Here is a 24,337-nt window from a genome sequence, read left to right on the forward strand (position 1 = left end):
GGGCGCGCCGCGGGGGGGGGGGGGGGCGGGCGCCCCGCGGCCGGAGGCGGCGCGGGCGGGTACGCGACTGAGGATGCACGGCACCACGGTGGGGCCGCGGGCGCGCCGCCGCATCCGCCGTTGGGCCGGACGGACGGACCGGCGTCACGCCCGCGGGCGGTCCCCCGCGTCCGTGACGGACGGACCGGCGTCACGCCCGCGGGCGGTCCCCCGCGTACGCCGCCCGGGCGTCGCCGATCTCGGTGCCGTGGGCGCGGGCCCAGGCGCAGGCCGTGTCGAGCGGGCCGAGGAGCGAGCGGCCGAGCGGGGTGAGGGCGTACTCGACGCGCGGCGGGTTCTCGTCGTAGGCGTTCCGGGCGAGGAAGCCGCTGCGCTCCATGGAGCGCAGCGTCTCGGTGAGGACCTTGGGGGTGATCCAGGGGAGGGCGGCGCGAAGTTCGCCGAACCGGCGGGCGGCGCCGTCCTCCAGGCAGCGCAGCACCACTCCAGTCCACTTGTCGCCGACGCGGAAGGGCCGGCCGGCGCCGTCGGTGCACGCCGGGTCGTCGAACCGGGCGGCGATCGGGGGCAGTTCGCTCATGGGTCCGACGGTAGCCGCGCCGGTACCGTTGAAGTAACCGGGTGCCCCCGTCCTACGGTTCCGGCCATGGACGAGAACAGCGACAGCAAGCGGATCGTGGTCTTCGGCGCCGGCGGGCGGGTGGGCCGCGCGGCCGTGGCGGAGGCGGTGGCCCGGGGCCACCGGGTGACGGCGGTGGTGCGGGATCCGGCGCGCCACCCGGACCTGGGCCGGGCGGGCGTGACGGTGGTGCGGGGTGACGCGACGGACCCGGGGGCGGTGGCGGCGCTCGCCGCCGGGCACGACGCGGCGGTGCACGCCTCCGTCCGCCTCGACGTACCGTCGGAGGAGTACTTCGCGGCGACGGCGAAGGCGCTGGTCGCGGGGCTCGCGGAGGCCGGGGTGGGCCGGCTGCTGACCCTCGGGATCGCCACCACCCTGCAGGACGCGGCGGGCGTCCGGCTGATGGACGCTCCGGGCTTCCCCGGGGAGTGGCGGGCCTTCGCCCGGGGCCACGTGGTGGAGTTCGAACTGCTGGCGACGACGGCGGGGCCGGAGCTGGACTGGCTGATGGTGGTGCCGCCGCTGGACCTGAACGCGGAGGCGGAGCCCACCGGCGGCTACCGGACGGCGGTCGGCACGGTCGTGGACGGCCCCGGCCGGATCGCGCACGCTGATCTGGCGCTCGCGCTGCTGGACGAGATCGAGGAGCCCCGGCACAGCCGGGTGCAGCTGGCGGTCTCCGTCTGACGCGGAGGGTCGGGGGGCGGGTTCAGCCGCGGCCGGAGATCCGGCCCAGACCGACGGCCAGCTCCTCCTGGTTCATCACCGGCGAGTAGTGGACCTTGGCGCCGAGCCGCATGAAGAACGGCTCCGAGATCGACGGCAGGTCGGAGGTCTCGGCCAGGTCGAAGAAGAAGTAGCCGGTGCGGCAGCCGTTCTCGACGGTGAAGTAGGCGGCCTCCGGGCGGATCCGCCCGAGCGCCTCCTTGATGACGCCCTCGGCGGCGCCCTGCCGGATGAGTTCGTTGGAGGACTCGGTGTCCATCTCGACCTTCAGAAGCATGCGCATGGCAGGGCCCCTTTCCCGGCCGGGCGGAGGGTCCCCGTGCGGTACGCCCTCGGTCCACCCGGACGCACTCACCTCCAGCGTCCTCCCCCGGCCCGGCGGGGGCCACTCGGAACCGGGGGCGGCCGCCGCCCGCGTCAGGCGGGCAGCAGCGCGCAGCGGACGAGCAGCTCGTCCATCGACAGGTCGAGGACGCCGGCGAGGGCCGCGACGGTGAAGAAGGCCGGGGTGGGGGCGCGGCCGGTCTCGATCTTGCGGAGGGTCTCGGCCGAGAGTCCGGCCGCCGCGGCGACCTCGACCATCGACCGGCCGCCGCGGGCGTCGCGCAGCAGCCGCCCGAGCCGCTCGCCGCGCTCGCGCTCTTCCGGGGTGAGGGGGGTGCGCACCATGAGCCCCACTCTACCGGCTCGACCCGATTCTTATACCGGTATAGTAATGGGAATGGTGGAGATCAAGACCGAAGAGAACCTGACGGCCATGCGCGAGGCGGGCCGGATCGTGGCGCGCGCCCTGGCGGCGGCGCGGGAGCTGGCGGCGCCGGGCGTGCCGGCCGTCGCCCTGGACCGGGCGGCGCGGGAGGTGCTGGCCGAGGCGGGCGCCGGATCGCCCTTCCTGGACTACCACCCGGGCTGGGCGCCGGTGCCCTTCCCGGGCGTCACCTGTGTGTCCGTCAACGACGCGATCGTGCACGGCATCCCGGACGGGACCGTCCTCCGGGACGGCGACCTGGTCTCGGTGGACTGCGGGGCCGAGCTGCGCGGCTGGGTCGGGGACGCGGCGGTCAGCTTCACCGTCGGCCGCGCCCGCCCCGAGGACACCCGGCTGATCGGGGCCGCCGAGGAGGCCCTGGCGGCGGGCATCGAGGCGGCGGTCGTCGGCAACCGGATCGGGGACATCGCGCACGCCGTGGGCACGGTGTGCCGGAAGGCCGGGTACGGCATCCCGGACGGCTTCGGCGGGCACGGCATCGGCCGCGCCATGCACGAGGACCCGGGCGTGCCCAACGAGGGGCGGCCGGGGCGCGGGATGCGGCTGCGGGCCGGCATGGTCCTGGCGATCGAGCCGATGCTCGTCGGGGGCGGCGGCGACGGCCACTACACGGCGCGGGACGGCTGGACGATCCGTACCCTCGACGGCTCCCGCGCCGCCCACGCCGAGCACACGGTCGCCGTCACCGCCGCGGGCCCCCGCATCCTGACGGCCCTGTAGGCCGCGGAGGGGGCGGTGTCGGAGGCGGCTCCTAGACTCACGGCATGACGGAGGACCGCATCCCGGGGACGGGACCGCTCGACGCGCTGGCCACCGCCATGGGCGACCGGCTGGGGACGGAGATGTCCCTGGACGACGGGGACGCGCCGGCGCTGGTCTGGACGGACGGACCCACGGTCGGGCAGGTCGCGGAGGCGGCCCGGGCGTTCGACCCGGAGGCCGCCGGGCGGCTCGCCTTCCGGCGGGAGCTGTCGGAGCAGTCGGTCGCGCTGGGGGCGATCCGCCTGGCCCGGGCGATCGGCTCGCTCGCCTGCGGGCTGCCCCCGCCGGTGCACCCGACGACGGTCGCCGAGCTGTGGCGGGACACACCGCTGCCCGCGCCGCCCAGCGAGCGCGAGGAGCGGCTCGTCCACGCGCTGTTGTACGAGGTCCACGACGACCACCGCAGCAACCACGTCACCCCGGCGCAGATCTGCGACGGCCTGATGGTCCGGGGTGTCGCGGCGCTGGCGCGGCGGATGGGACTGGACGGAGGCGGCGCCGCCTGAGACCGGCCCTCACCGCTCCGGCCGGACGACCATCGCGGAGCCGCCGCCGCGGCGGACGGTCTCCGCGGCCGCCAGCCAGCGCCCGCCGGGGAGGCGCTGGACGCCGGTGGCGGCGCCGATCTCCGGATTCCGCCGGAAGGCGTGCCCGAGGGCTTCGAGCGCGGGCCTCGACGGGCTGTCCCAGAGGGCCGGTTCCAGATCGGTCGCGGCCCGGTCGCGCTGGCTGGCGCGCGGGGCGGCGATGGCGTCGACGAGCGGCAGGCCCCGGTCGAGGAAGCCGGTGAGGGTCTGCAGGACAGTGGTGACGATGGTGGCGCCGCCCGGCGAGCCGAGGGCCACCACCGGCCGGCCCTGCCGGTCGAGCACGATCGTCGGCGAGATCGAGGAGCGGGGGCGCTTGCCGGGGCCGGGCAGGTTGGGGTCGGGCACGGCGGGGTTCGCGGGGGTGAAGGAGAAGTCGGTCAGCTCGTTGTTGAGCAGGAAGCCGCGGCCGGGGACGGTGATGCCGCTGCCGCCGGTGGACTCGATGGTGAGCGTGTACGCGACGACGTTCCCCCACCGGTCCGCGACGGTCAGATGGGTGGTGTTCTCGCCCTCGTACGTCGGCGGCACCACCGCCCCGCCGGGGGCGCACGGCACCGGGTTCCGGGGGTCGCCGGCGGCGAGGGGACTGCCGAGGACGGCGTCGTCGCGGATCAGGCAGGCGCGGGAGTCGGCGTACCGCTGGGAGAGCAGGCCCCGGACGGGCACCGGCGCGAAGGCGGGGTCGCCGACCCAGCGGCCCCGGTCGGCGAAGGCGATCCGGCTGGCCTCGATGAACCGGTGGAGGTACTGCCGCTCGGTGGCGGCCGAGAGGTCCGTGGTCTCCAGGATGTTGAGGGCCTCCCCGACGGTCGTGCCGCCGGACGACGACGGGGCCATGCCGAGGACCCGGAGGCCCCGGTAGGCGGTCTCGGTCGGCGCGCGCCGGACCGTGCGGTACGCGGCGAGGTCCCGTGCCGTCAGGTCGCCGGGGCGGACGACGCGGGCCGCGCCCGCGCGGACCGGCGGGGTGCGGACGGTGCGGACGATGTCGCGGGCGAGCGGCCCCCGGTAGAGCGCGCCGACGCCCCGCTCGGCGAGGAGGGCGTACGTACGGGCCAGGTCGGGGTTCTTCACGACCGTGCCGACCTCGGGGAGCCGGCCGCCGGGCAGGAAGAGGGCGGCGGAGGCCGGGAAGTCGCGGAACCGGGCCTCGTTGGCGGCGGTCTGGGCGCGGTAGGTCGCGTCGACGGTGAAGCCGTCGCGGGCCAGGCGCTCGGCGGGGGCCAGGAGTTCGCGGAGCGGCCGGCTGCCCCAGGCGTCGAGGGCGGCCGCCCAGGTGGCGGGGGTGCCGGGAGTGCCGACGGCGCGCCCGCTGGTCATCGCCTCCTCGAAGGGGAGCGGTGCGCCGTGCTCGGTGAGGAGGGCGGCGTCGGCGGAGGCGGGGGCGGTCTCGCGGCCGTCGACGGTGGAGACCGTACGGCTCCGGGCGTCGTAGTGGACGAGGTAGCCGCCTCCGCCGATCCCGGCCGAGTAGGGCTCGGTGACGCCGAGGGCGGCGGCGACGGCGACGGCCGCGTCGACGGCGTTGCCGCCCCGGCGCAGGACCTCGATGCCGGCGGCGCTCGCGTCGGCGTCGACGCTGGCGACGGCGCCGCCGTGACCGACGGCGACGGGCACCTTCGCGGGCGGGCCGGCCGGGGCGGATGAGCCGGCCGGGGCGGGTGGGGCCGGTGGGGCGGATGGGGTGGAGGGGGACGCGGCTCCCACCGCGAGCACCGTCGCAGCGGCCGCCGCGATCATCCCGTACCGCCAGGTGGACCGACGCATCCCTGACCTCCCGTCAACGCTCCGGCACCCACCGTAACTTCCGCACGGGCCCGGCGAGGAGAGCGCCTCCCTCCCCTCTCGAACGGCCACCCGACCGCCGCTAGCATGCGCCCCTATGGACGAGGACCTGAGGAACATCGTGCTCGGCGTGCTGGCGACCGGCCTCAGCGCGTCCCTGGGCTGGCTCACCCGGACGTACGTGTGGCGTCGCCGGCTCCGCCGCAAGCAGGCGTTCTTCGGCCTGCCCGGCCACTCGGAGTGTCTGCTCGTGGTCAACCGGGAGGCGGGCGGGGACGGGGCGGTGCACCGCTTCGACGTCTTCGCGCTGCTCGAACTGGCAGCCCTGGTGAAGGACTGCGGGGCGCAGGCGCAGATCGTCCAGCACGACCGGACCCATCTGGGCTTCGGCGACCGCACCGAGTTCTGCGTCGGCGGGCCGGGGTCGAACCGCCGGATGGCCGCCCATCTCGGATCGCTGCTGCCCGGCCTGTCCATGAACACGGAGCCGGACCCGGTCGAGGAGCGGGGCGCGATCGAGGTCGGCGGCGAGCGGTACCGGATGGACCCGGGCACCGTCGAGTACGTGGTGCTGGCGCGGATCACGGCGGGCGAGGGCGGCCGCCCGGTCTTCCTCTTCTGCGGACAGCGGGCGATCACCAACCAGGCGGCGACCCGCTATCTGGCCCGGCACCACGAGCGGCTGGCCCGCACCCACCGCGGCGGCTCGTTCGTCCTGCTGCTGCGCGTGGTCAACTCCCAGGCGTACGGCCCCGACGTGGTCGAGCTGGTGGCCGACGTGACGCGGGCGGCGCTCAGGGCTCCCGCAGCCGCACCGGCAGCGACTTGATCCCGTTGATGAAGTTGGAGACGAGCCGCCGGGGCTCCCCGGTGGCCTCGACACCCGCGCAGGCTCCACGCAACTCCTCGTAGAACACCCTGAGCTGGAGCCGCGCGAAGTGCGCGCCGAGGCAGACGTGCGGGCCGTCGCCGAAGGAGACGTGCGGGTTCGGACGGCGGCCGAGGTCGAGCCGGTGCGGGTCGGCGAAGGCCCGTTCGTCGTGGTTGGCGGAGACGTGGAAGACGACCACCTTGTCCCCCTCTGAGATCCGCACCCCGGCGAGTTCGGTGTCCCGGGCGGCGGTGCGCCGGAAGGAGAGCACCGGCGGATGGACCCGCAGCAGCTCGTCCACGGCGGTGTCCGTCGCGACCTCGCCCCGCCAGAGCCTGCCCTGCTCGGCGGGGTCTCCGCAGAGGGCGAGGACCCCGCCCGGCGCCGCCGACCGCACGGTGTCGTTGCCGGCGACGGTGAGCAGGAAGAAGAACATCTCCAGCTCGGCGTCGGCGAGTTCGGTGGTGGCGAGCGCGGTCATGAGGTCGTCGGCGGGATGCTTCCGCTTGTGCGCCGCGAGTTCCTGGGCGTACGCGAACATCTCGGCGAGCATGGCCGGTGACCGCGGGTCGACGGGCCGTCCGTCGGCCCCGAGCACGGCCGGCTCGTCCGGGTCCTGGTAGGCGATGACCCGCTCGGTCCAGGCGTGCAGCAGCCCCCGGTCCCCCGCCGGCACCCCGAGCAGGTCGGTGAGGTTGAGCAGGGCGTAGTCGTCGGTGACGGCCCGCACGAGGTCGACCTCGCCGCCCGCCTCGCGGGCCGCGGCGAGCAGCCGGCGGGCCCGCGCACGGGCGGTCGCCTCGAACCGCTCGATCCGTCCCGGTGTGAAGGCGCGGCTGACGAGCCGCCTCAACCGGCCGTGCTCCGGCGGATCCTGATTGAGCATCATGCGCCGGATGAACGGCAGGTCGGCCGGATCGGGGTCGCGGATCTGGGTGGCCCCGAGCCGGGAGGAGTACGTCTCCGCGTCCTTGAGCACCCGCACGACGTCGGCGTGCCGGGTGACCGCCCAGAAGCCGGGGCCGGCCGGCCAGCCGAGCACCGCCCGCTCCTCCTGCCGGGCGACGGGCGCCCGGTCGCGCAGCTCCCGGAAGGCGTCGTGCGGCGGCCCCGCGGCGTGGATCCGCGGGTCGAAGACGTCGGGAAGGTTCGTCTGCTCCACGGATCAAGACTGGAGCAGGGAACCGCACCCCACAATCGTTACCGGCACGTAACTTACCGACCGGTTACCACGGGTAGCACGTCGCCGTTACCGTCGGGCCACCTCGCTGCCCCCATCAGCGACCCCCCATCGAGGAGTGGCCCGTGCGTACACCCCTGGCCCTCGCCGTCTCGGCCGCACTGGTGGCCGGGACGGCCCTGGTCCTGTCCCCCGCCGCCCACGCTGCCGAGTCCGGCACGTCGATCCGGTTCGTCGACATCGCCGGTGACGGCGGCACCGTCCTCAAGGCCAACGTCGTCACGCCCGCAGGGGCCGACGGCACCGTCCGGTATCCCGTGGTCGTGCTGCCGACCAGCTGGGCCATGCCGCAGGTCGAGTACCTGGCGCAGGCGCAGCGGCTCGCCGACTCCGGTTACGTCGTGGTGAGTTACAACTCGCGCGGGTTCTGGGAGTCGGGCGGCGAGATCGAGACCGCGGGGCCGAAGGACGTCGCCGACGCGTCGAAGGTGATCGACTGGGCGCTCGCGAACACCCCGGCGGACCCGGCCAAGGTCGGCATGGCCGGGGTCAGTTACGGCGCGGGGATCAGTCTGCTCGCCGCCGCGCACGACTCCCGGATCAAGGCCGTCGCCGCGCTCAGCGGCTGGGCCGATCTCATCGACTCCATCTACAGCGGCCGCACCCAGCACCTCCAGGCCGCCGCGCTGCTCGGCGGAGCCGGGTACCTCACCGGCCGGCCCGGGCCCGAACTGGAGAAGGTGCTCAAGGACTTCCTCTCGTCCGACCTCGACCAGGAGGACGAGATGATCACCTGGGGGCGGCAGCGGTCGGCCGCCACCCGGCTCGACCGGATCAACGCCAACGGCGCCGCGATCATGCTGGGCAACGCCTGGGGCGACACCATCTTCCCGCCCAACCAGTACGCGAGCTTCTACGAGAAGCTGAAGGGGCCCAAGCGGCTGGAGTTCCGCCCCGGCGACCACGCCACCGCCGAGGCCACCGGCCTCCTCGGGCTGCCCAACGACACCTGGACCAGCGCCCACCGCTGGTTCGACCGGTATCTGAAGGGCACCGACAACGGGATCGACCGCGAGCCGCCCGTGCGGCTGAAGCCGCGGTCCGACGGCGGCTACGAGGGGTACGCCGACTGGGCGTCCGTCGGCGCGCACCGCGAGCGGCTCGCCCTGGACGACCCCGAGCACGTCTGGGCCGGCGTGGACTCCGGCGCCGACGGCGGCGTCGTGCTGCTCAGCAATCTGCTCGACCAGCTGACGCGGACCCCGCCGACCGTCTCCGTGCCGCTCCTCCCCCGCGCCTTCGCCGCCGTCTGGCAGTCCGGGCGGTACGACTCCGGGGCGGCGGTGCGCGGCACGCCCGTGCTGCACACCACGGTCACGCCGACCGCGTCGAGCGGCACCTTCGTCGCGTACCTCTACGACGTGGGCCCGCTCGGCGTCGGGAAGCTGGTGTCCCACGCCCCGTACACCTTCCACGACCGGACGGCGGGCCGGCCGTTCGCCGTGGACCTGGAGCTGTTCTCCACGGCCTACGACGTCCCGGCCGGCCACCGGCTCGCGCTGGTCGTCGACACCGTCGACCCGCTGTACATCGAGCACAACCCGGCCGGCGCGCAGCTGACCTTCTCCTCCCCCGCGTCCGATCCCTCGTACCTGTCGGTGCCGGTGCGGAAGGAGTGATCACGGCTGCTGCCGGGCCGGTTTCAGGCCCGTGCGGGGGCCCGTAGAGGGGTCACTCGCGGCCCGGCAGCGTGACCACCGGTGCGGCGGGAGCGACGTCCACCCCCTTGGTGCGGGGGTCGCGGCGCTCCCGGCGCGCGACCCAGGTCGCGAACCAGGAGAGCAGCATGCACATGCCGATGTAGATCGGCGAGATCACCAGGACGACGGGGATGAACGGCAGGTCGTAGTCGAGGTTGGAGGCGATCAGCTTGCCCGCGTGGAGGAACTCCTCGTAGGTGATGAGATAGCCGAGCGAGGTGTCCTTCAGCGCCACCACCAGCTGGCTGATGATGGCCGGCAGCATCGCGCGGACCGCCTGCGGGACCAGGACCCAGGTCATCACCTGGGTCTTGCGCATGCCCAGGGCGTACGCGGCCTCCCCCTGCCCGCGCGGCACGGCGTGCACGCCGGTGCGGAAGACCTCGGCGAGCACCGAGCCGTTGTAGAGGGTGAGTCCGGCGACCAGCGCGGGCAGCGGCTGCACCTTGAGCGCCACGAAGATGAAGAAGATCATCACCAGTACGGGCATGGCGCGGAAGAACTCGACGAGCAGGGTGGCGATCCAGCGTACCGGCCGGTGGTCGGAGAGCCGCCCGGTGGCGAGCAGCGCGCCGAGCGCCAGCGAGAGGACCGCGGCGAGACCGAACGCCTTGAGGGTGTTCCCGAGCCCTTCGAGCAGCAGCTCCTGGATGCCCTCGTAGAGGAAGGGCCGCCACTTCACGGCGGTGAACTGCTCGGTGTCGAAGAGGAGATAGAGGATCCAGGCGGCGATGCCGAGGATCACGGCGGTGGAGAGCAGGCCGTAGAGGAGGTGCCGGCGGCGGGCGTGCGGGCCGGGGATGTCGTAGAGGGCGCTGGCCTGCGGGGCGCGGCTCATCGGGTCACCCCCCAGCGCTTCTCCATCACGTTGAAGACCGCGCTGATGGCGAGCGTGATGATCAGGTAGCCGACGGCGATCCAGACGAAGGTCCAGACGATGTTGTAGCCGAGTTCGCTCAAGGTCTTGTAGGTGCCCAGGAGTTCGGTGACGCTGAAGGCGCCGGCGATGGCGGAGTTCTTGGCGAGCGCGATCAGGGTGGAGCCGATCGGCGGGATCACCGAGCGGAACGCCTGCGGCAGCACGACCGCGCCGAGGGTCTGGGTGAAGCTCATGCCGAGGCTGCGGGCGGCCTCGCCCTGTCCGACGGGGACGGTGTTGATGCCGGAGCGCAGCGCCTCGCAGATGAAGGCCGAGGTGTAGCAGCCGAGGGCGAGGACCGCGAACAGCTCGAAGGGCAGCACCAGTCCGAAGCGGGGCAGGCCCAGCATGACCGCGAAGAAGAGCAGGGTGAGCGGGGTGTTGCGGAGGACGGTGACCCAGACCGTGCCGAAGACCCGGAAGGAGCCGACGGGGGCGACCCGGAAGGCGGCCATGACGAAGCCCAGGACGAGGGCGAGCGCCGAGGCGTAGACGGTGAGTTCGAGGGTGCCGAGGAAACCCTCGCCGTAGAGCGAGAAGTTCTCTGTCAGTACGTCCATGTCAGCGGTGGGGGTCCTCAGTTGGCCGGGTAGCGGTCGATGGGCGGCGGCGTCGGGGCGGGGACCCCGGAGAGGCCGAGGGTCGCGTCGTACGCCTTCTTCCAGTCGCCGTTCTTCTCGTGCGCGGCGATGGCGTCGTCGAGGGCGAGGCGGAGCGCGGTGTCGCCGTGCGGCACGCCGATCCCGTACGGCTCCTTCGAGAACGGCTTCCCGGCGAGCTTCAGTTCGTCGGGGACCTTGGCGGCGTAGCCCATGAGGATGGTGTCGTCGGTGGTGACGGCGTCGACCTGGTAGGTGAGGAGGTTGTCGACGCAGATGGAGTACGTGTCGTAGGCGACGAGTTCGGCCTTCGGGTACTCCTGCTGGATCCGCTGGTAGGGGGTGGAGCCGGCGGCGGAGCAGACGCGCTTGCCGTCGAGGTCCCGCGGTCCGTGGATGTCGTCCTCGTCGGTGCGGACGAGGAGGGACTGGCCGGCCTGGTAGTAGGGGCCGGCGAAGCCGACGAGCTGCTTGCGCTTGTCATTGATGGTGTAGGTGCCGACGTAGTAGTCGATCTGCCCGTTCTGCAGGGCGGTCTCGCGGTTGGCGGAGGCGATGGTGCGGAACTCGACGCCGCTCGCCGGGTCGAAGCCCAGGGAGGCGGCCATCATCCGGGCGATCTCGATGTCGAAGCCGGAGTAGCGGCCGGTGGCCGGGTCCTTCTCGCCGAGGTACGGCTGGTCCTCCTTGGCGCCGACGATCAGCCGGCCGCGTTTCCTCGCCCGGTTCCAGGTGGCCGAGTCCGGCAGGGTGAAGGCCGACTGCACCCGGTAGACGGGGAGCCGGTCGGGCTGCGGGCCCTTCACGGGCGGGCTGCCGGGCCGGCCGCAGCCGGCGAGCAGGAGGCCCGCGGCGGCGAGCAGCAGGGCGAGGACGCCCGGACGTCGGTGCGTGCGCTGCATGGTTCCCACCCCGGTCAGTGCGAGAGGATCTTGGAGAGGAAGTCCTTGGCGCGCTCGCTGCGCGGGGCGGTGAAGAACTCCTCGGGGGCGCGGTCCTCCAGGATCCGGCCGTCGGCCATGAAGACGACCCGGTTGGCGGCGGACCGGGCGAAGCCCATCTCGTGGGTGACGACGACCATGGTCATGCCCTCGCGGGCCAGTTGCTGCATGACCTCCAGGACCTCGTTGATCATCTCGGGGTCGAGGGCGGAGGTGGGCTCGTCGAAGAGGAGCGCCTTGGGGTCCATGGCGAGGGCGCGGGCGATGGCGACGCGCTGCTGCTGGCCGCCGGAGAGCTGCGCCGGGTACTTGTCGGCGTGGGCGGCGAGGCCGACCCGGTCGAGGAGGGCGCGGGACCGCCGGTCGGCCTCCTCGCGCTTCCGGCCGCGGACCTTGATCTGGGCGAGGGAGACGTTGGCGAGGACGGTCTTGTGGGCGAAGAGGTTGAAGGACTGGAAGACCATGCCGACCTCGGCGCGCAGCCGGGCGAGGTCCTTGCCCTCCTCGGGGAGGGGCCGGCCGTCGATGCGGATCTCGCCGGACTCGATGGTCTCCAGCCGGTTCATGGCCCGGCAGAGGGTGGACTTGCCGGAGCCGGAGGGTCCGATGACGACGACGACCTCGCCGCGGCCGACGATGAGGTCGATGCCCTGGAGGACGTGCAGCGTGCCGTAGTGCTTGTTCACGCCACGCAGTTCGATCAGCGGATCGACGGTCATGCGCTGCCCTGCCCCATTTCCCGGCGGTGTGCCCGATGCGGTGTGTCGACACGGCCGAGGCGGGGTGTCGAGACAGCGCAAACTATCCGCCGGGAAAAGGGACTTCACGCCCGACACGCCCGAAAGGGAGCAAGTCGGGATTAGCCGTATTTACGACAACCGGGTGGTGTCGGGCGCGGCCCGCCGCGAGGTCACTCCTCGGCGGCCTCGGCGTACACCTGGGAGAGTTCGGGCGCCCCGCTCATCGCCCACTCGACGCCGTACTCGACGACCGGGACCTCGCGGCCGGACTCCAGGACGACGACCGGGCCGCCGTTCGGCCACACCTGCCAGCGGGCGCCCGGCACGTTCCGCACGATGACGGTGCCGAGGTAGAGCCCCGCGTCGTTGCCGAACCAGGGCAGCTCCTCGGCGTCGTCGCGCCAGCGCGGCGGGAGCTGGTCCAGCTCCTCCAGGGAGCGCGGGGAGTCGTCGAGCGTCACGCCCGCCCGCTCGACCCGGGCGCGGAGCAGCTCGCACTCGGCGAGCAGCTCCGCCACGCCCTCGGGGTCACGGTCGAAGGCCGCGGCCAGCGGGGACGGGTCGGGCTCGTGCCGCTTGCGCCAATGGTCGAGAAACGGGATGTTCATCGGAACAGCGTCGCATCGTCACCCGCCGGTCCACCACCCGGCACGCTGAGATCGTTATGGAGCGCCCGCGCAGGTCACCGCAGTCAGAGGTCGAGGTCGACGACGACCGGGGCGTGGTCGGAGGCGCCCTTGCCCTTGCGCTCCTCGCGGTCCACGTAACTGTCCTTCACGGCCTCGGCGAAGGGCTTGTTGCCGTACACCAGGTCGATGCGCATGCCCTTGTTCTTGGGGAAGGCGAGCTGGCGGTAGTCCCAGTACGTGTACGGGTGGTCGTACTTGAGGGGGCGCGGGACGACGTCGGCGAGGCCGGCCTCGCGCAGACCGGCCAGGGCCGCACGCTCGGGCGCGGTGACGTGGGTGGCGCCCTCGAAGAGGGAGATGTCCCAGACGTCGGCGTCGGCCGGGGCGATGTTGTAGTCGCCGAGGACGGCGAACGGGCGCTCGCCGGCCGCGTCCTCGCCTACGGCCGCCTTCAGCGCCTCCAGCCAGCGCAGCTTGTAGGCGTAGTGCTCGTGGGCGACCTCCCGGCCGTTCGGCACGTAGACCGACCAGACGCGGACCGGGCCGCAGGTGGCGGAGATCGCCCGGGGCTCCTGCACCCCGTCGTACTCCGGCCCGCCGGGCAGGCCGGTGACCACGTCCTCGAAGCCGACCCGGGAGAGCAGGGCGACGCCGTTCCACCTGCCGGTGGCGTTGACCACCGACTCGTACCCCAGCGCCTTCAGCTCCTCGGCGGGGAACTGCTCGGCGGTGCACTTGGTCTCCTGGATGCAGAGCACGTCGGTGCCGCTGCTCTCCAGCCAGGCCAGCAGCCGGGGCAGCCGGGCGGTGATCGAATTGACGTTCCAGGTGGCGATGCGCATGACGCCCAGCCTACTGGCGGGCACCGACAGCGGCCGGGAGCCGGCTCAGAGCTCGGCGGAGGCGCCGGACGCGAGCCGCCGGTGGTCGGTGCCGCCGAGCCCGCCGATCTGCCGGTCGTAGATCGGCCGGGCCAGATCGGTCAGGAGGGCGTCGTGGATGTCGTACGCCCGGCGCGGCTTCACCTCGCGGACGTAGTCGATCACCTCGGAGATCTTGTTCCACGGCGCCATCACCGGCAGCAGCAGGGTGTCCACAGGGCGGCCGGGGAGGGTGAGGGCGTCGCCGGGGTGGAAGACGGCGCCGTCGACGAGGAAGCCGACGTTGGTGATGCGCGGGATGTCCGGGTGGATCACGGCGTGCAGCTCGCCGTGGACCTCGACGTCGAAGCCGGCGGCGGTGAAGGCGTCGCCGTGCCCGACGGTGTGCACCCGGCCGGGGAACGCCGTCGCCAGCTGGTCGGCGACGCTGCGCAGGGTCCAGATCTCGGCGGCCGGGTTGGCGTCGAGGGCGGCCCGGAGCCGGCCCTCGTCGAAGTGGTCCGGGTGCTCGTGGGTGACGAGGAGGGCGTCGGCGCCGAGCACCGCGTCCTCTTCCGTGAACATGCCGGGGTCGAGGACGAGCGTCCGCCCGTCCTTCTCCAGCCGGACGCAGGCGTGGGACTTCTTCGTCAGCTTCACGGCCTCACCCTACGCCGGGCGTGCGGGCCCGGCTCGGGTGGACGCGGGCCCGGGTCACGCCGGGGGCGTGGTCTCCTCCGTGATGACGCGGCCGACCGTGGTGAGGGCGGTCTCGGCGGCCGGGAGGCCGCAGTAGACGGCGGTGTGCAGCACGATCTCGCGGATCTCGGCGGGCGACAGGCCGTTGCGGAGCGCGGCGCGGGTGTGGTCGGCGAGCGCCTCCCAGTGCCCGCCGGCGATCAGCGCCGTCAGCGTGACGACGCTGCGGGTGCGCCGGTCGAGACCCTCCCGGGCCCAGACCTCGCCCCAGGCGTAGCGGGTGACGAGCTCCTGGAAGTCGCCGGCGTCCGGATCGGCGAGCGCCCGGTCGACATGGGCGTCGCCGAGCATCTCGCGGCGCAGCCCGAGCCCCTTCTCGTACGGGTCGGGGCGGGCCGCCGGGGCCTCCTCGCCGTCCTCGGCCGCGGCCGGGGCGGGGGCGGGGGGCTCGGCCGGGGCCGCGGCGGGGACGGGCGGCGGTACGGCCAGGGTGCCGCTGGTCTCCAGGCCGGTCGCCGAGAAGTGCTCCAGGAGCAGGTCGGTGACGGCGGCCGGCTGCTCGACGGGGGCGAGGTGGGAGGCGCCCGGGACGACGGCCAGCTTGGCGTCGGCGATGCCGGCGACGAGGGTACGGGCCTCGGCGGGGCCGGTCACCCGGTCCTCGGAGCCGACCAGGACCAGCGCGGGCACGCCGATGCTGCCGAGGGCGGCCCGGACGTCGAAGACGGCCAGGGCCTCGCAGGCGGCGACGTAGCAGCCGGCGTCGGTGGTCCGCACCATCTGGACGGCCCAGTCGACGATGGCGGGCTGGTTCGCGGCGAAGTGCGGGGTGAACCACTGCTCGGGCGCGGCGCGGGCCATCGGCTCCAGGCCGTTGGTGCGGACCACGACCCCGCGCTGGCGGAACTCGTCGGCGGTGCCGAACCGCGGCGCGGTGGCGACCAGCGCCAGCGAGGCGACCCGGTGCGGGGCTCGCAGGGCGAGGTCGAGGCCGACGGCTCCGCCGAGGGAGCAGCCGGCGTAGCCGAAGCGCTGGACGCCGAGGGTGTCGAGGGTGGCGAGGAGGCGGTCGCCGAGTTCGGCGACGGAGGTGAAGGGCTGGGCGGGGGCGCCGCCGTGGCCGGGCAGGTCGAACCGGACGACGCGGCGGTCCCGGGTCAGCTCCGGGATCTGGCGGTCCCACATGTGGAAGGTGGTGCCCAACGAGGGGCCCAGGACCAGGACGGGAGCGTCGTCGGGCCCGTCGACTCGGTATTGCAGGGTGTTCGTCGGTGTCTCACTCACTCGCCCGACCCTCTCATCCCGTCGCGTCCCGCGCGGCGCCGGGTCGGAATCCGGGGTGTGACGAGGATCCCGCCCGGCGCCGGGTCGGAATCCGGGGTGTGACGAGGATCCCGCCCGGCCCGGGGTCAGCGGCCCCGGCGGATGCGGGCGGCCTTGCGGGCCTCGGCCATCTTCCGCTCCTCGGCGGACCGCCGGGACTCGTTCTTCGCGCGGCCGGGCTTGCCGGGGACGGTGCCCATGCCGCGGAACTGCGCGCCGCCGCGCCTGGCCCGCTCGGTGCTGGGCGCGCTGCCGTCGACGGGGACGCCGGAGGGGGCCTTGGCGCCGGTGATGCGGCTGAGCTCGGCCTCGCCGGAGCGGACCTGGGTGACCCGGGGGCGCAGTCCGGCGTCGGCCATCAGGCGGAGCACGTCCTTGCGCTGGTCGGGCATGACCAGGGTGACGACGCTGCCGGAGCCGCCGGCGCGGGCGGTGCGGCCGCCGCGGTGGAGGTAGTCCTTGTGGTCGGCCGGCGGGTCGACGTTGACGACGAGGTCGATGTCGTCGACGTGGATGCCGCGGGCGGCGACGTTGGTGGCGACGAGGACGGTGACCTCGCCGGTGCGGAACCGCTCCAGGGTGCGGGTCCGCAGCGGCTGGGACTTGTCGCCGTGCAGGGCCGCGGCCCGGACGCCGCTGCCGCGCAGGTGCGCGGTGAAGCGGTCCACGGCCGCCTTGGTGGACAGGAACATGATCACGCGGCCGTCGCGGGCGGCGATCTCGGTGGCGGTGGCGAACTTGTCGGCGCCGTGCACCTGGAGGACGTGGTGCTCCATGGTGGTGACGGCGGCGGCCGAGGGGTCCGCGGAGTGGACGACCGGGTCGTGGAGGTAGCGCTCGACGAGGACGTCGACGTTCTTGTCGAGGGTGGCGGAGAACAGCAGCCGCTGGCCCCCTTCGCGGACCAGGTCGAGGAGGGCGGTGACCTGGTCGGTGAAGCCCAGGTCGGCCATCTGGTCGGCCTCGTCGAGGACGGCGATCTCCACCCGGTCGAGCCGGGCGTCCTTGCGTTCGACCAGGTCCAGGAGGCGGCCGGGGGTGGCGATCACGACCTCGGCGCCGTCGCGCAGCGCGGTGGCCTGCCGGCCGATCGACATGCCGCCGACCACGGTGGCGAGCCGCAGCCCCAGCGCCCCGGCGAAGGGGGCGAGGGCGTCGGTGACCTGCTGGGCCAGTTCGCGGGTGGGCACCAGGACCAGGGCGCGGGGCTTGCGGGCCTCGGCGCGGCGGCCGGCCAGGCGCACCAGGAGCGGCAGCCCGAAGGCGAGCGTCTTGCCGGACCCGGTCCGGCCGCGGCCGAGGACGTCGCGCCCGGCGAGGGCGTTCGGCAGGGTCGCCGCCTGGATCGGGAAGGGGGTGACGACTCCCTGGGCGGTGAGCAGCTTCCCCACCTCGGCGGGCAGCCCGAGCTCGTCGAAGGAGGCGACCGCGGGGAGGGCCGGCGTGGCGCCGGCGTACTGCGCGAAGTCGTCCTCGGCGGCGGCGGGGCGGTGGGAGCTGTTCATGGGGTCCATTGTGACCCGGCGCGGGCGGGGCGCGGGTCAGGGGCTGGTGGTGGAGACCGTGAAGACGCGGGGGAAGGCCGGGTCGGTGAGGTCCACGGTGATGTCGGAGGTCGGGCGGGGGTCCTCGCGGGTGACGGTGGTCCCGGACCAGGTCCGGCCGTCGGGGAAGGTCCAGCCGACGATGTCCGCGTCCCGGTCGGAGACCGTGATCCGGCCCGAGGTGAGCGCGGAGCGGCTGGTGCCGGACTCGGCGAGGAAGGTGTCGAGGCCGGTCGCCGTGGTGGTGAACTGCACGTAGAGCCGGCTGGTCCGCCAGTTGCTGGTCTCGTAGTAGGCGACGCCGGAGGCGCCCGCCGGGACGGGGACCTCGAAGACCCGGCGCTTCATCAGCGAGGGCCAGTTGTCCTGGAGGCCGACGACGGAGGACTCGCGCTCCTTGTCGACGCCGCTCTCCCGGCTCTGCCCGGCGGAGATCACCAGATAGCCGGCCGGGATGCCGACGAGCAGCACGATGATGACGGCCGTCAGCCAGCGGCGGCGGATCATCCGGCCGCGGTCCTCCGGCATCCGCCGCTCGGGCGTCCGCTGGTCGGGCAGCCGGTCCTGGACGGTCATGAGCCGGGGTCCTCGGGGGTGCGGGGGGCGCGGCCGTGGGTCCCGGTGCGGAACGCCTGCGCGTACCGCTCGTACCGCTCGTAGCGCTCCACCCGGCGCCGGTTGGCGCGGCGGAAGCGGCGGGCGACCAGCCGGGCGAGGTCGGCGGCGCCGACCATGCCGGCCTCGGGGCCGAGCTGGGCGCGGGTGATCCGCGCCTCGGGGCGGTAGCCGCGGCCGGTGAGGTGGCGGCGGAAGGCGTCCCGGGCGGGGCCGATGAGCAGGTCGTCGGCGGCGGAGACGCCGCCGCCGATGACGAAGCAGGAGGGGTCGAGGGCGGCGGCGAGGTTGGCGATGCCGACGCCGAGCCACTGGCCGATGTCCTGGAGCAGCTCGACGCACATCGCGTCGCCCTCGCGGGCCAGCTCGGTGATGAGCGGGCCGGTGATGTCGGGGACGTTGCCCTTGACCCGCTCGATGATCCCGTACGCCACCGGGGAGTCGGCGGCGGCCAGCTCGCGGGCCTCGCGGACCAGGGCGTTGCCGGAGCTGTACTGCTCCCAGCAGCCGCGGTTGCCGCAGGGGCAGCGGTGGCCGCCGGGCACGACCTGCATGTGGCCGAACTCGCCGGCGACGCCGTACTTGCCCCGCTTGACCCTGCCGTCCTCCAGGATGGCGCCGCCGATCCCCGTACCGAGGGTGATCATGACGAGGTGGTCCTCGCCGCGGCCGGCGCCGAAGCGCCACTCGGCCCAGGCGGCGGTGTTGGCGTCGTTGTCCACCATGACGGGGACGGCGAGCCGGTCCTGGAGGGCGTCGCGGAGGGGTTCGTTGCGCCAGGCGAGGTGGGGGGCGAAGAGGACGCGGGCCCGGTCGGCGTCGACCCAGCCGGCCGCGCCGATGCCGACGGCGTGCACGTCGTGCCGGTCGGAGAGGTCCAGGACCAGCTCGACGATGGTGTCCTCGACGACCTTGGGGCTCTTGGACTTGTCGGGGGTCTCGGTGCGGATCTTCTCCAGGATGGTGCCGTCGGCGTCGACGACGCCCGCCATCACCTTGGTCCCGCCGATGTCGATGCCCACCGTCGGCACCCGGGGCGCCGACAGGTGGGAGCGCCGCTCGCGGGTCCCGACGGTCCGCAGGACACCGCCCCGGGCGGGGTCACGGTAGGTACTCATCGGCTCGATTCTGCCAGGAGGGGTGTCGGGTCCGCGTGATGAAGCGGCGGGGCGGGTCACGGGCCGGAGGGGCGCTCCAGCTCGTGGCGGAGGTCGTCCAGCTCGCTGCCGCCGGCCATCTGGCGGGTCAACTCGTCGAGCGTCACGGACTCCTTGGTGTGGCTCGCGGCCATCACTCCGCGCTTGAGCAGCACGAACCGGTCGCCGACGAGGTAGGCGTGGTGGGGGTTGTGGGTGATGAGGACCACGCCGAGGCCCTGGTCGCGGGCGGCGGCCACGTACTTGAGGACGACGCCGGACTGCTTGACGCCGAGGGCGGCGGTCGGCTCGTCGAGGACGAGGACCTTGGCGCCGAAGTGGACCGCGCGGGCGATGGCCACGCACTGGCGTTCGCCGCCGGAGAGGGTGCCGATGGGCTGGTCGACGTCGCGCAGGTCGATGCCCATGCGGAGCAGCGCCTCGCGGGTGGTGGTCCGCATCCGTTCGGTGTCGAGCCGCTTGAGGGGGCCCTTGCCCCGGGTGGGCTCGGAGCCGAGGAAGAAGTTCCGCCAGACGGGCATCAGGGGGACGACGGCGAGGTCCTGGTAGACGGTGGCGATGCCCCGGTCGAGGGCGTCGCGCGGGTTGGCCAGCGCGACCTCCTCGCCCTCGATGCGGAAGGTGCCGGCGTCGTGCCGGTGAAGGCCCGCGACGATCTTGATGAGGGTGGACTTGCCGGCGCCGTTGTCGCCGAGGACGCAGGAGATCTCGCCGGCCCGGACCTCCAGGGACACCCCTTCGAGGGCGCGGATGTTGCCGTAGTACTTGCTGACGCCGGTCAGCTCCACCAGCGGGGTCGTGGTCACTTGGTCGCCTCCACGCGCCTGCGGATCCAGGCGTTCAGCAGGGTCGCGAGCAGCAGCATCGCGCCCAGGAAGAACTTGAACCAGTCGGGGTTCCACTCGGCGTAGACGATGCCCTTGCTGGTCATGCCGAAGATGAGGGCGCCGACGGCGGAGCCGATGGCCGAGCCGTAGCCGCCGGTGATGAGGCAGCCGCCGATGACGGCCGCGATGATGTAGATCAGCTCGTTGCCGACGCCTTCGCCGGACTGGACGACGTCGAAGGAGAAGAGCAGGTGCTGGCCGGCGATCCAGGCGCAGAAGGCGACGCCCATGTAGAGGCCGATCTTGGTGCGGTAGACCGGGACGCCGACCGCGCGGGCCGCGTCGGCGCCGCCGCCGACGGCGAAGATCCAGTTGCCGAAGCGGGTGCGGAGCAGGATCCAGGTGGCCACCGCCACCAGCCCGAGCCACCACAGGATGGTGACCTTCAGCTCCACGCTGCCGACGGTGAGGGTCGAGGCGAAGACCGAGTGGGCGGAGGGGAAGCCCTCCATGTCGGCGATCGACTTGGTGGAGACGGTGCCGGTGATCAGCTTGGTGAGGCCCAGGTTCAGGCCGGTCAGCATGAGGAAGGTGCCGAGCGTGATGATGAAGCTGGGCAGTTTCGTCCGGGTCAGCATGAAGCCGTTGAAGGCGCCGATGGCCAGGGTGACGAGCAGCGAGACGCCGACGCCGACCCAGACGTTCGCGGTCATCTGGTAGCTGAACATCGACGAGACCAGCGCGGAGCTGGTGACGAGGACGCCGGCGGACAGGTCGAACTCGCCGCCGATCATCAGCAGGGCGACCGGCACGGCCATGATGCCGAGGGTGGAGGCCGCGTAGAGGACGGTGCCCAGGCTGGAGGGGCGCAGGAAGCTGTCGGCGGCGACCGCGAAGAAGGCGAAGACGGCGATCGCGCCGACGACCGAGCCCAGCTCGGGGCGGGCGAGGAGCTTCTTCAGCGGGGTGGTGCGCAGGAGGCGTTCGTCGACGTGGTCGACGCCGTCGGACGGTGGGGCGGTCGGGCTCATCGGGTCCCCCGCTCCGCGTACTGCTTCAGGGCCCCGGCCTGGTCCTTCGTGATGATCTGCGGTCCGGTGAGGACGGGCTTGCCGCCGCCGAGGACGTCGGCGTTGTAGCGGTAGAGCCACAGCAGGTCGACGGCCTCGTAGCCCTGGAGGTAGGGCTGCTGGTCGACGGCGAAGCCGAGGGTGCCGTCGGCGAGGGCGGCGGCGACCTTGGCGTTGAGGTCGAAGGTGTCGATCTCGGCCTTGCTGCCGGCGCTCTTCGCGGCCTGGACGGCGGCGTCGGCGAACGGGGCGCCGAGGGTGACGACGGCGTCGACGTCCTTGTCGGACTGGAGCTTGGCCTCGATGGACGCCTTCACGTCGGGCATGTTGGTGCCGTCGACGTAGAGGTTGACCAGCTCGCCGTCGAAGGTCTCCTTGGTGCCGGCGCAGCGCTGCTCGTGGCCGACGTTGCCCTGCTCGTGCAGGACGCAGAGGGCCTTCTTCCGCCCGCGCTCCGTCAGCTCCTCGCCGACGGCCTGGCCGGCGACGGTCTCGTCCTGGCCGATGTGGGTGAGGGCGCCGAACGCCTTGGACTGCTCGGCGCCGGAGTTCACCGTGATCACCGGGATGCCGGCCTTGACGGCCTTCTCCACCGACGCCTTCATGGCGTCGGGCTTGGCGAGGGTGACGATGAGACCGTCGACGCCCTTGGCGACGTACGAGTCGATCAGCTGGGCCTGCTGCTGGGACTCGTCGCTGTGGGCGTAGAGGAAGTTGATGTTGTCCTTGGCGGCGGCCTGCTCGGCGCCGTTCTGGACGATGTCCCAGAAGGTGTCCCCGTCGCCCGAGTGGGTCACCATCGCGAAGGTCCAGCGGGGGGTGTCCACGGCCGCCCGGCCCTGGGCCGCGGCCGCCTTGCGGGCGTCCTCCGCCCGCTTGCCGCCCGTGCTGCTGCACCCGGCGAGCGCTCCCGTGAGCGCGAGTGCGAGCACGGCGCCGATCGCGGCGCGTACCCCTCCTGTCCGAAGCCTGGTCACGAGGCCGTGCCCTCCTTTGTGTCCTTCTGCGTGCATTGCAGTATCGGTCATGCGGGTCACGGCGCTCGTCAGGGGGCCCGTCCCCCGGTCCGGCGCCCCTACGGACGGACCATCAGCTGGAACTCGAAGGAGTAGCGGCCGGCCCGGTAGAGGTGGGAGCCGAACTCGACGGGCCGGCCGGTCGCGTCGAAGGTGGTGCGCTCCATGGTGAGCAGCGGCGCGCCGGGTTCCTCGGCGAGGAGTGCGGCCTCCTCGGGGGCGGCGGCGCGGGCGCCGATCGACTGGCGGGCGGTGTGCAGGGTGAGCGCGGCGGCGCGGAGCAGCCGGTAGAGCCCGGTGGTCTCCAGGGCGGCGGCGTCGACGAGCCCGGCGGGGAGGTGGTTGCGGAGGTACGCCATGGGCTCGCCGCGCGCGGTGCGCAGCCGCTCCAGGTAGTGGACGCCGGTGCCCTCGGGGACGCCGAGGGCGGCGGCGACGGCCGGTCCGGCGGGTTCGAGGCGGTCGACGAGGACGCGGGTGGCGGGGTGGTGGCCGGCGGCCTCCAGGTCGTCGTAGAGGCTGCTGAGCTCCAGGGGGCGGCGGACGCGGGAGTGGACGACCTGGGTGCCGACGCCCCGGCGGCGGACGAGGAGGCCGCGGTCGACGAGGGTGCGGATGGCCTGGCGGACGGTGGGGCGGGAGAGGCCGAGGCGGGCGGCGAGGTCGATCTCGTTGCCGAGGAGGGTGCCGGGCGGCAGGGTCCCGTCGGCGACGGCCTGTTCCAGCTGCCGGGCCAGCTGGAAGTAGAGCGGGACCGGGCTGGCGCGGTCCACGGAGAACGGCGGCAGGGGGGATCCGGACTGCTTGGCCACGGCTGGGAGCGTAGCCCCGCCCCGGGGCGTCGGGAAGGCGTCGTACCGGCTTCACCGGGGCGTGGCCCGCGCTTGTCCTGACAAACCTTGACACGGTCCGGCGGGCGCCCCACGGTGGGGCCATGCGCATCGGACTCATCGGTACGGGCCGGATCGGGAGTTTTCACGCGGGCGCGCTCGCCCGGCATCCGGGGGTCGGCGCGCTGGTGGTCGCCGACGCCGATCCGGCGCGGGCGGCCGCGGTGGCGGCGGTGGTGGGCGCCGAGGCCGCGCCGGACGTGCCGGCGCTGCTCGGGCGGGGCCTGGACGCCGTGGTGATCGCCTCGGCGACGGCCGCGCACGCGGAGCTGATCGCCCGGGCCGCGCGGGCGGGTCTGCCGGCCTTCTGCGAGAAGCCGATCGCGCTGGACGTGCCGGGCACGCTGGCCGCGCTGGCGGCGGTGGCGGAGGCGGGCACCGAGCTCCAGCTGGGCTTCATGCGCCGCTTCGACGCGGGCTACCGGGCGGCCAGGGAGGCGGTCCGGGCGGGGCGGCTGGGCAGGCTGCACACGGTCCGGACGGTGACCTCGGACCCGGAGCCGCCGCCGGCCGCGTATCTGCCGCTCTCCGGCGGGCTCTTCCGGGACTGCATGGTGCACGACGCCGACATCGTGCGCTGGGTGACCGGGCGGGAGGTCGTGGAGGTGTACGCGACCGGTTCGGACGCGGGCCCGGCGATGTTCCGCGAGGCCGGTGACGTGGACACGGCCGCCGCGCTGCTCACCCTGGACGACGGCACGCTGGTGTCGGCGACGGCGACCCGCTGCAACGGCGCCGGGTACGACGTGCGGATGGAACTGGCCGGCGACCGCGACCAGTTCGCGGTGGGCCTGGACGAGCGGACCCCGCTCACCTCGCTGGAGCCGCACTCCCCCGCGCCGCCGCCCAAGCCGTGGCCCGGCTTCCTGGAGCGCTTCGCCCCGGCGTACGAGGCGGAGCTGGACGCCTTCGTCCGGCTGGTGCGCGGCGAGGCCCCGAACCCGTGCGACGGACGGGAGGCGCTCGCGGCGCTGCGGGTCGCGGAGGCGTGCGAGCGGTCGCGGCGCGAGCGCCGGCCGGTGCGGGTCGGCTCCTGAGCTCAGCCGACGGCGCGGACGGTGCCCTGGGCGAGGGCGCAGACGGTCTCGTCGCCCTGCTCGTCGACGGTGAGGAGTTCGCAGCGGACGACGGCCTGGCGGCGGCCGGCGTGCAGGACCTCGGCGCGGGCGCGGAGGGTGACGCCGACGGCGGGGCGGACGTAGTCGATGGAGTACCCGGCGGTGAGGACGGCCGGGCCGAGGACGGTGCCGGCGGCGAAGGTGATGGCGTTGTCGGCGGCGTAGGAGAGGACTCCGCCGTGCACGAAGCCGTTCTGCTGGCGCAGGTCCTCGCGGATCGGCAGTTCGAGGGTGGCGCCGCCGTCGCCGAAGGCGCGGACGTCGGCGCCGACGAGGCGGCTGAAGGGCTGGGCCCGCAGGATGTCCCGGGCCATGGCGAGGGTCG

At 73.8% G+C, this 24,337-nt stretch carries 27 protein-coding genes; 6 read left to right on the top strand and 21 right to left on the bottom strand.

Going from position 1 to position 24,337, the window contains the following annotated elements:
• Positions 1-190: 190 nt before the first annotated feature.
• Positions 191-580 carry a winged helix-turn-helix transcriptional regulator gene (locus tag ACFW1I_RS21710; protein ID WP_384672379.1) on the bottom strand — a complete coding sequence of 130 codons (390 nt, stop codon included), beginning with the start codon at positions 578-580 and terminating at the stop codon, positions 191-193.
• A 66-nt stretch (positions 581-646) separates the two neighbouring features.
• On the opposite strand from ACFW1I_RS21710, the gene ACFW1I_RS21715 reads away from it, so the two are divergent.
• A complete protein-coding gene (locus ACFW1I_RS21715) occupies positions 647-1,309 on the top strand; it encodes an NAD(P)-dependent oxidoreductase (protein WP_384672381.1) in 663 nt (220 codons plus the stop codon).
• Positions 1,310-1,331: 22 nt separating this feature from the next.
• On the opposite strand, the gene ACFW1I_RS21720 is transcribed toward ACFW1I_RS21715, so the two are convergent.
• The gene (locus ACFW1I_RS21720) at positions 1,332-1,631 is read right to left on the bottom strand and encodes a hypothetical protein (protein WP_384672384.1); all 300 of its coding nucleotides are present in this window, start codon (positions 1,629-1,631) and stop codon (positions 1,332-1,334) included.
• A 134-nt stretch (positions 1,632-1,765) separates the two neighbouring features.
• A complete protein-coding gene (locus ACFW1I_RS21725; protein WP_384672386.1) occupies positions 1,766-2,017 on the bottom strand; it encodes a helix-turn-helix domain-containing protein in 252 nt (83 codons plus the stop codon).
• Between the two features lie 52 nt (positions 2,018-2,069).
• Here ACFW1I_RS21725 and map point away from each other — a divergent pair, with 52 nt between their 5' ends.
• Complete coding sequence (gene map, locus ACFW1I_RS21730; protein ID WP_384672389.1) at positions 2,070-2,837, top strand: type I methionyl aminopeptidase; 768 nt, start codon at positions 2,070-2,072, stop codon at positions 2,835-2,837.
• 44 nt (positions 2,838-2,881) lie between these two features.
• Positions 2,882-3,385, top strand: coding sequence for a hypothetical protein (locus ACFW1I_RS21735; protein WP_384672392.1), 504 nt, complete (start codon positions 2,882-2,884; stop codon positions 3,383-3,385).
• A gap of 9 nt (positions 3,386-3,394) precedes the next feature.
• On the opposite strand, the gene ggt is transcribed toward ACFW1I_RS21735, so the two are convergent.
• Positions 3,395-5,236, bottom strand: a complete 1,842-nt coding sequence (ggt, locus tag ACFW1I_RS21740) for a gamma-glutamyltransferase (RefSeq protein WP_384672394.1) — start codon at positions 5,234-5,236, stop codon at positions 3,395-3,397.
• A 115-nt stretch (positions 5,237-5,351) separates the two neighbouring features.
• Between ggt and ACFW1I_RS21745 the strand changes: the two genes are divergently transcribed.
• On the top strand, positions 5,352-6,083 hold the full coding sequence (locus ACFW1I_RS21745) for a hypothetical protein (RefSeq protein WP_384672397.1): 732 nt from the start codon (positions 5,352-5,354) through the stop codon (positions 6,081-6,083).
• On the opposite strand, the gene ACFW1I_RS21750 is transcribed toward ACFW1I_RS21745, so the two are convergent.
• Positions 6,049-7,287, bottom strand: coding sequence for a cytochrome P450 (locus tag ACFW1I_RS21750; protein WP_384672400.1), 1,239 nt, complete (start codon positions 7,285-7,287; stop codon positions 6,049-6,051). The two genes, ACFW1I_RS21745 and ACFW1I_RS21750, sit on opposite strands and share 35 nt — an antisense overlap.
• Positions 7,288-7,430: 143 nt before the next feature.
• Between ACFW1I_RS21750 and ACFW1I_RS21755 the strand changes: the two genes are divergently transcribed.
• Positions 7,431-8,984: an alpha/beta fold hydrolase gene (locus ACFW1I_RS21755; protein ID WP_384672403.1), complete on the top strand. Its 1,554-nt coding sequence runs from the start codon at positions 7,431-7,433 to the stop codon at positions 8,982-8,984.
• Positions 8,985-9,036: 52 nt separating this feature from the next.
• On the opposite strand, the gene ACFW1I_RS21760 is transcribed toward ACFW1I_RS21755, so the two are convergent.
• The 15 genes from ACFW1I_RS21760 to ACFW1I_RS21830 all read right to left on the bottom strand — a co-directional run bounded on the left by ACFW1I_RS21760 (position 9,037) and on the right by ACFW1I_RS21830 (position 22,777).
• The gene (locus ACFW1I_RS21760) at positions 9,037-9,903 is read right to left on the bottom strand and encodes an amino acid ABC transporter permease (protein ID WP_384672406.1); all 867 of its coding nucleotides are present in this window, start codon (positions 9,901-9,903) and stop codon (positions 9,037-9,039) included.
• On the bottom strand, positions 9,900-10,544 hold the full coding sequence (locus ACFW1I_RS21765) for an amino acid ABC transporter permease (protein ID WP_384672408.1): 645 nt from the start codon (positions 10,542-10,544) through the stop codon (positions 9,900-9,902). Before ACFW1I_RS21765 ends, ACFW1I_RS21760 begins: the two co-directional genes overlap by 4 nt.
• Before the next feature lie 17 nt (positions 10,545-10,561).
• Positions 10,562-11,485 carry a glutamate ABC transporter substrate-binding protein gene (locus tag ACFW1I_RS21770; RefSeq protein ID WP_384672410.1) on the bottom strand — a complete coding sequence of 308 codons (924 nt, stop codon included), beginning with the start codon at positions 11,483-11,485 and terminating at the stop codon, positions 10,562-10,564.
• 14 nt (positions 11,486-11,499) lie between these two features.
• On the bottom strand, positions 11,500-12,243 hold the full coding sequence (locus ACFW1I_RS21775; RefSeq protein WP_384672412.1) for an amino acid ABC transporter ATP-binding protein: 744 nt from the start codon (positions 12,241-12,243) through the stop codon (positions 11,500-11,502).
• Between the two features lie 191 nt (positions 12,244-12,434).
• Complete coding sequence (locus ACFW1I_RS21780) at positions 12,435-12,872, bottom strand: DUF6278 family protein (protein WP_384672415.1); 438 nt, start codon at positions 12,870-12,872, stop codon at positions 12,435-12,437.
• A gap of 83 nt (positions 12,873-12,955) precedes the next feature.
• Positions 12,956-13,735 carry an exodeoxyribonuclease III gene (locus tag ACFW1I_RS21785; protein WP_384672418.1) on the bottom strand — a complete coding sequence of 260 codons (780 nt, stop codon included), beginning with the start codon at positions 13,733-13,735 and terminating at the stop codon, positions 12,956-12,958.
• Between the two features lie 45 nt (positions 13,736-13,780).
• Positions 13,781-14,413, bottom strand: coding sequence for an MBL fold metallo-hydrolase (locus ACFW1I_RS21790; RefSeq protein ID WP_384672421.1), 633 nt, complete (start codon positions 14,411-14,413; stop codon positions 13,781-13,783).
• 54 nt (positions 14,414-14,467) lie between these two features.
• Positions 14,468-15,736, bottom strand: coding sequence for an alpha/beta fold hydrolase (locus ACFW1I_RS21795; protein ID WP_384672424.1), 1,269 nt, complete (start codon positions 15,734-15,736; stop codon positions 14,468-14,470).
• Between the two features lie 125 nt (positions 15,737-15,861).
• The gene (locus tag ACFW1I_RS21800) at positions 15,862-17,280 is read right to left on the bottom strand and encodes a DEAD/DEAH box helicase (RefSeq protein ID WP_384672426.1); all 1,419 of its coding nucleotides are present in this window, start codon (positions 17,278-17,280) and stop codon (positions 15,862-15,864) included.
• A gap of 36 nt (positions 17,281-17,316) precedes the next feature.
• Positions 17,317-17,895 (bottom strand): hypothetical protein, encoded by a 579-nt coding sequence (locus tag ACFW1I_RS21805; protein WP_384672429.1) that lies wholly within the window; start codon positions 17,893-17,895, stop codon positions 17,317-17,319.
• Entirely contained in the window at positions 17,892-19,052 is a 1,161-nt protein-coding gene (locus ACFW1I_RS21810) for an ROK family glucokinase (RefSeq protein ID WP_384672432.1), read from the bottom strand. Before ACFW1I_RS21810 ends, ACFW1I_RS21805 begins: the two co-directional genes overlap by 4 nt.
• 56 nt (positions 19,053-19,108) lie before the next feature.
• Positions 19,109-19,897: an ATP-binding cassette domain-containing protein gene (locus tag ACFW1I_RS21815; RefSeq protein ID WP_384672434.1), complete on the bottom strand. Its 789-nt coding sequence runs from the start codon at positions 19,895-19,897 to the stop codon at positions 19,109-19,111.
• Complete coding sequence (locus tag ACFW1I_RS21820) at positions 19,894-20,949, bottom strand: ABC transporter permease (protein WP_384672436.1); 1,056 nt, start codon at positions 20,947-20,949, stop codon at positions 19,894-19,896. The genes ACFW1I_RS21815 and ACFW1I_RS21820 overlap by 4 nt, the downstream gene beginning before the upstream one ends.
• Positions 20,946-21,965 (bottom strand): sugar ABC transporter substrate-binding protein, encoded by a 1,020-nt coding sequence (locus ACFW1I_RS21825; protein ID WP_384672439.1) that lies wholly within the window; start codon positions 21,963-21,965, stop codon positions 20,946-20,948. The genes ACFW1I_RS21820 and ACFW1I_RS21825 overlap by 4 nt, the downstream gene beginning before the upstream one ends.
• Positions 21,966-22,063: 98 nt before the next feature.
• Positions 22,064-22,777, bottom strand: coding sequence for a GntR family transcriptional regulator (locus tag ACFW1I_RS21830; RefSeq protein ID WP_384672498.1), 714 nt, complete (start codon positions 22,775-22,777; stop codon positions 22,064-22,066).
• A 161-nt stretch (positions 22,778-22,938) separates the two neighbouring features.
• On the opposite strand from ACFW1I_RS21830, the gene ACFW1I_RS21835 reads away from it, so the two are divergent.
• Positions 22,939-23,931, top strand: a complete 993-nt coding sequence (locus tag ACFW1I_RS21835; RefSeq protein ID WP_384672442.1) for a Gfo/Idh/MocA family oxidoreductase — start codon at positions 22,939-22,941, stop codon at positions 23,929-23,931.
• A 2-nt stretch (positions 23,932-23,933) separates the two neighbouring features.
• On the opposite strand, the gene ACFW1I_RS21840 is transcribed toward ACFW1I_RS21835, so the two are convergent.
• Positions 23,934-24,326 carry a PaaI family thioesterase gene (locus ACFW1I_RS21840; RefSeq protein WP_384672501.1) on the bottom strand — a complete coding sequence of 131 codons (393 nt, stop codon included), beginning with the start codon at positions 24,324-24,326 and terminating at the stop codon, positions 23,934-23,936.
• Positions 24,327-24,337 lie beyond the last annotated feature (11 nt).

The sequence above is a fragment of the Streptomyces sp. NPDC058955 genome (genome assembly GCF_042741435.1).
In the GTDB taxonomy this organism is placed as follows: Bacteria; Actinomycetota; Actinomycetes; order Streptomycetales; family Streptomycetaceae; genus Streptomyces.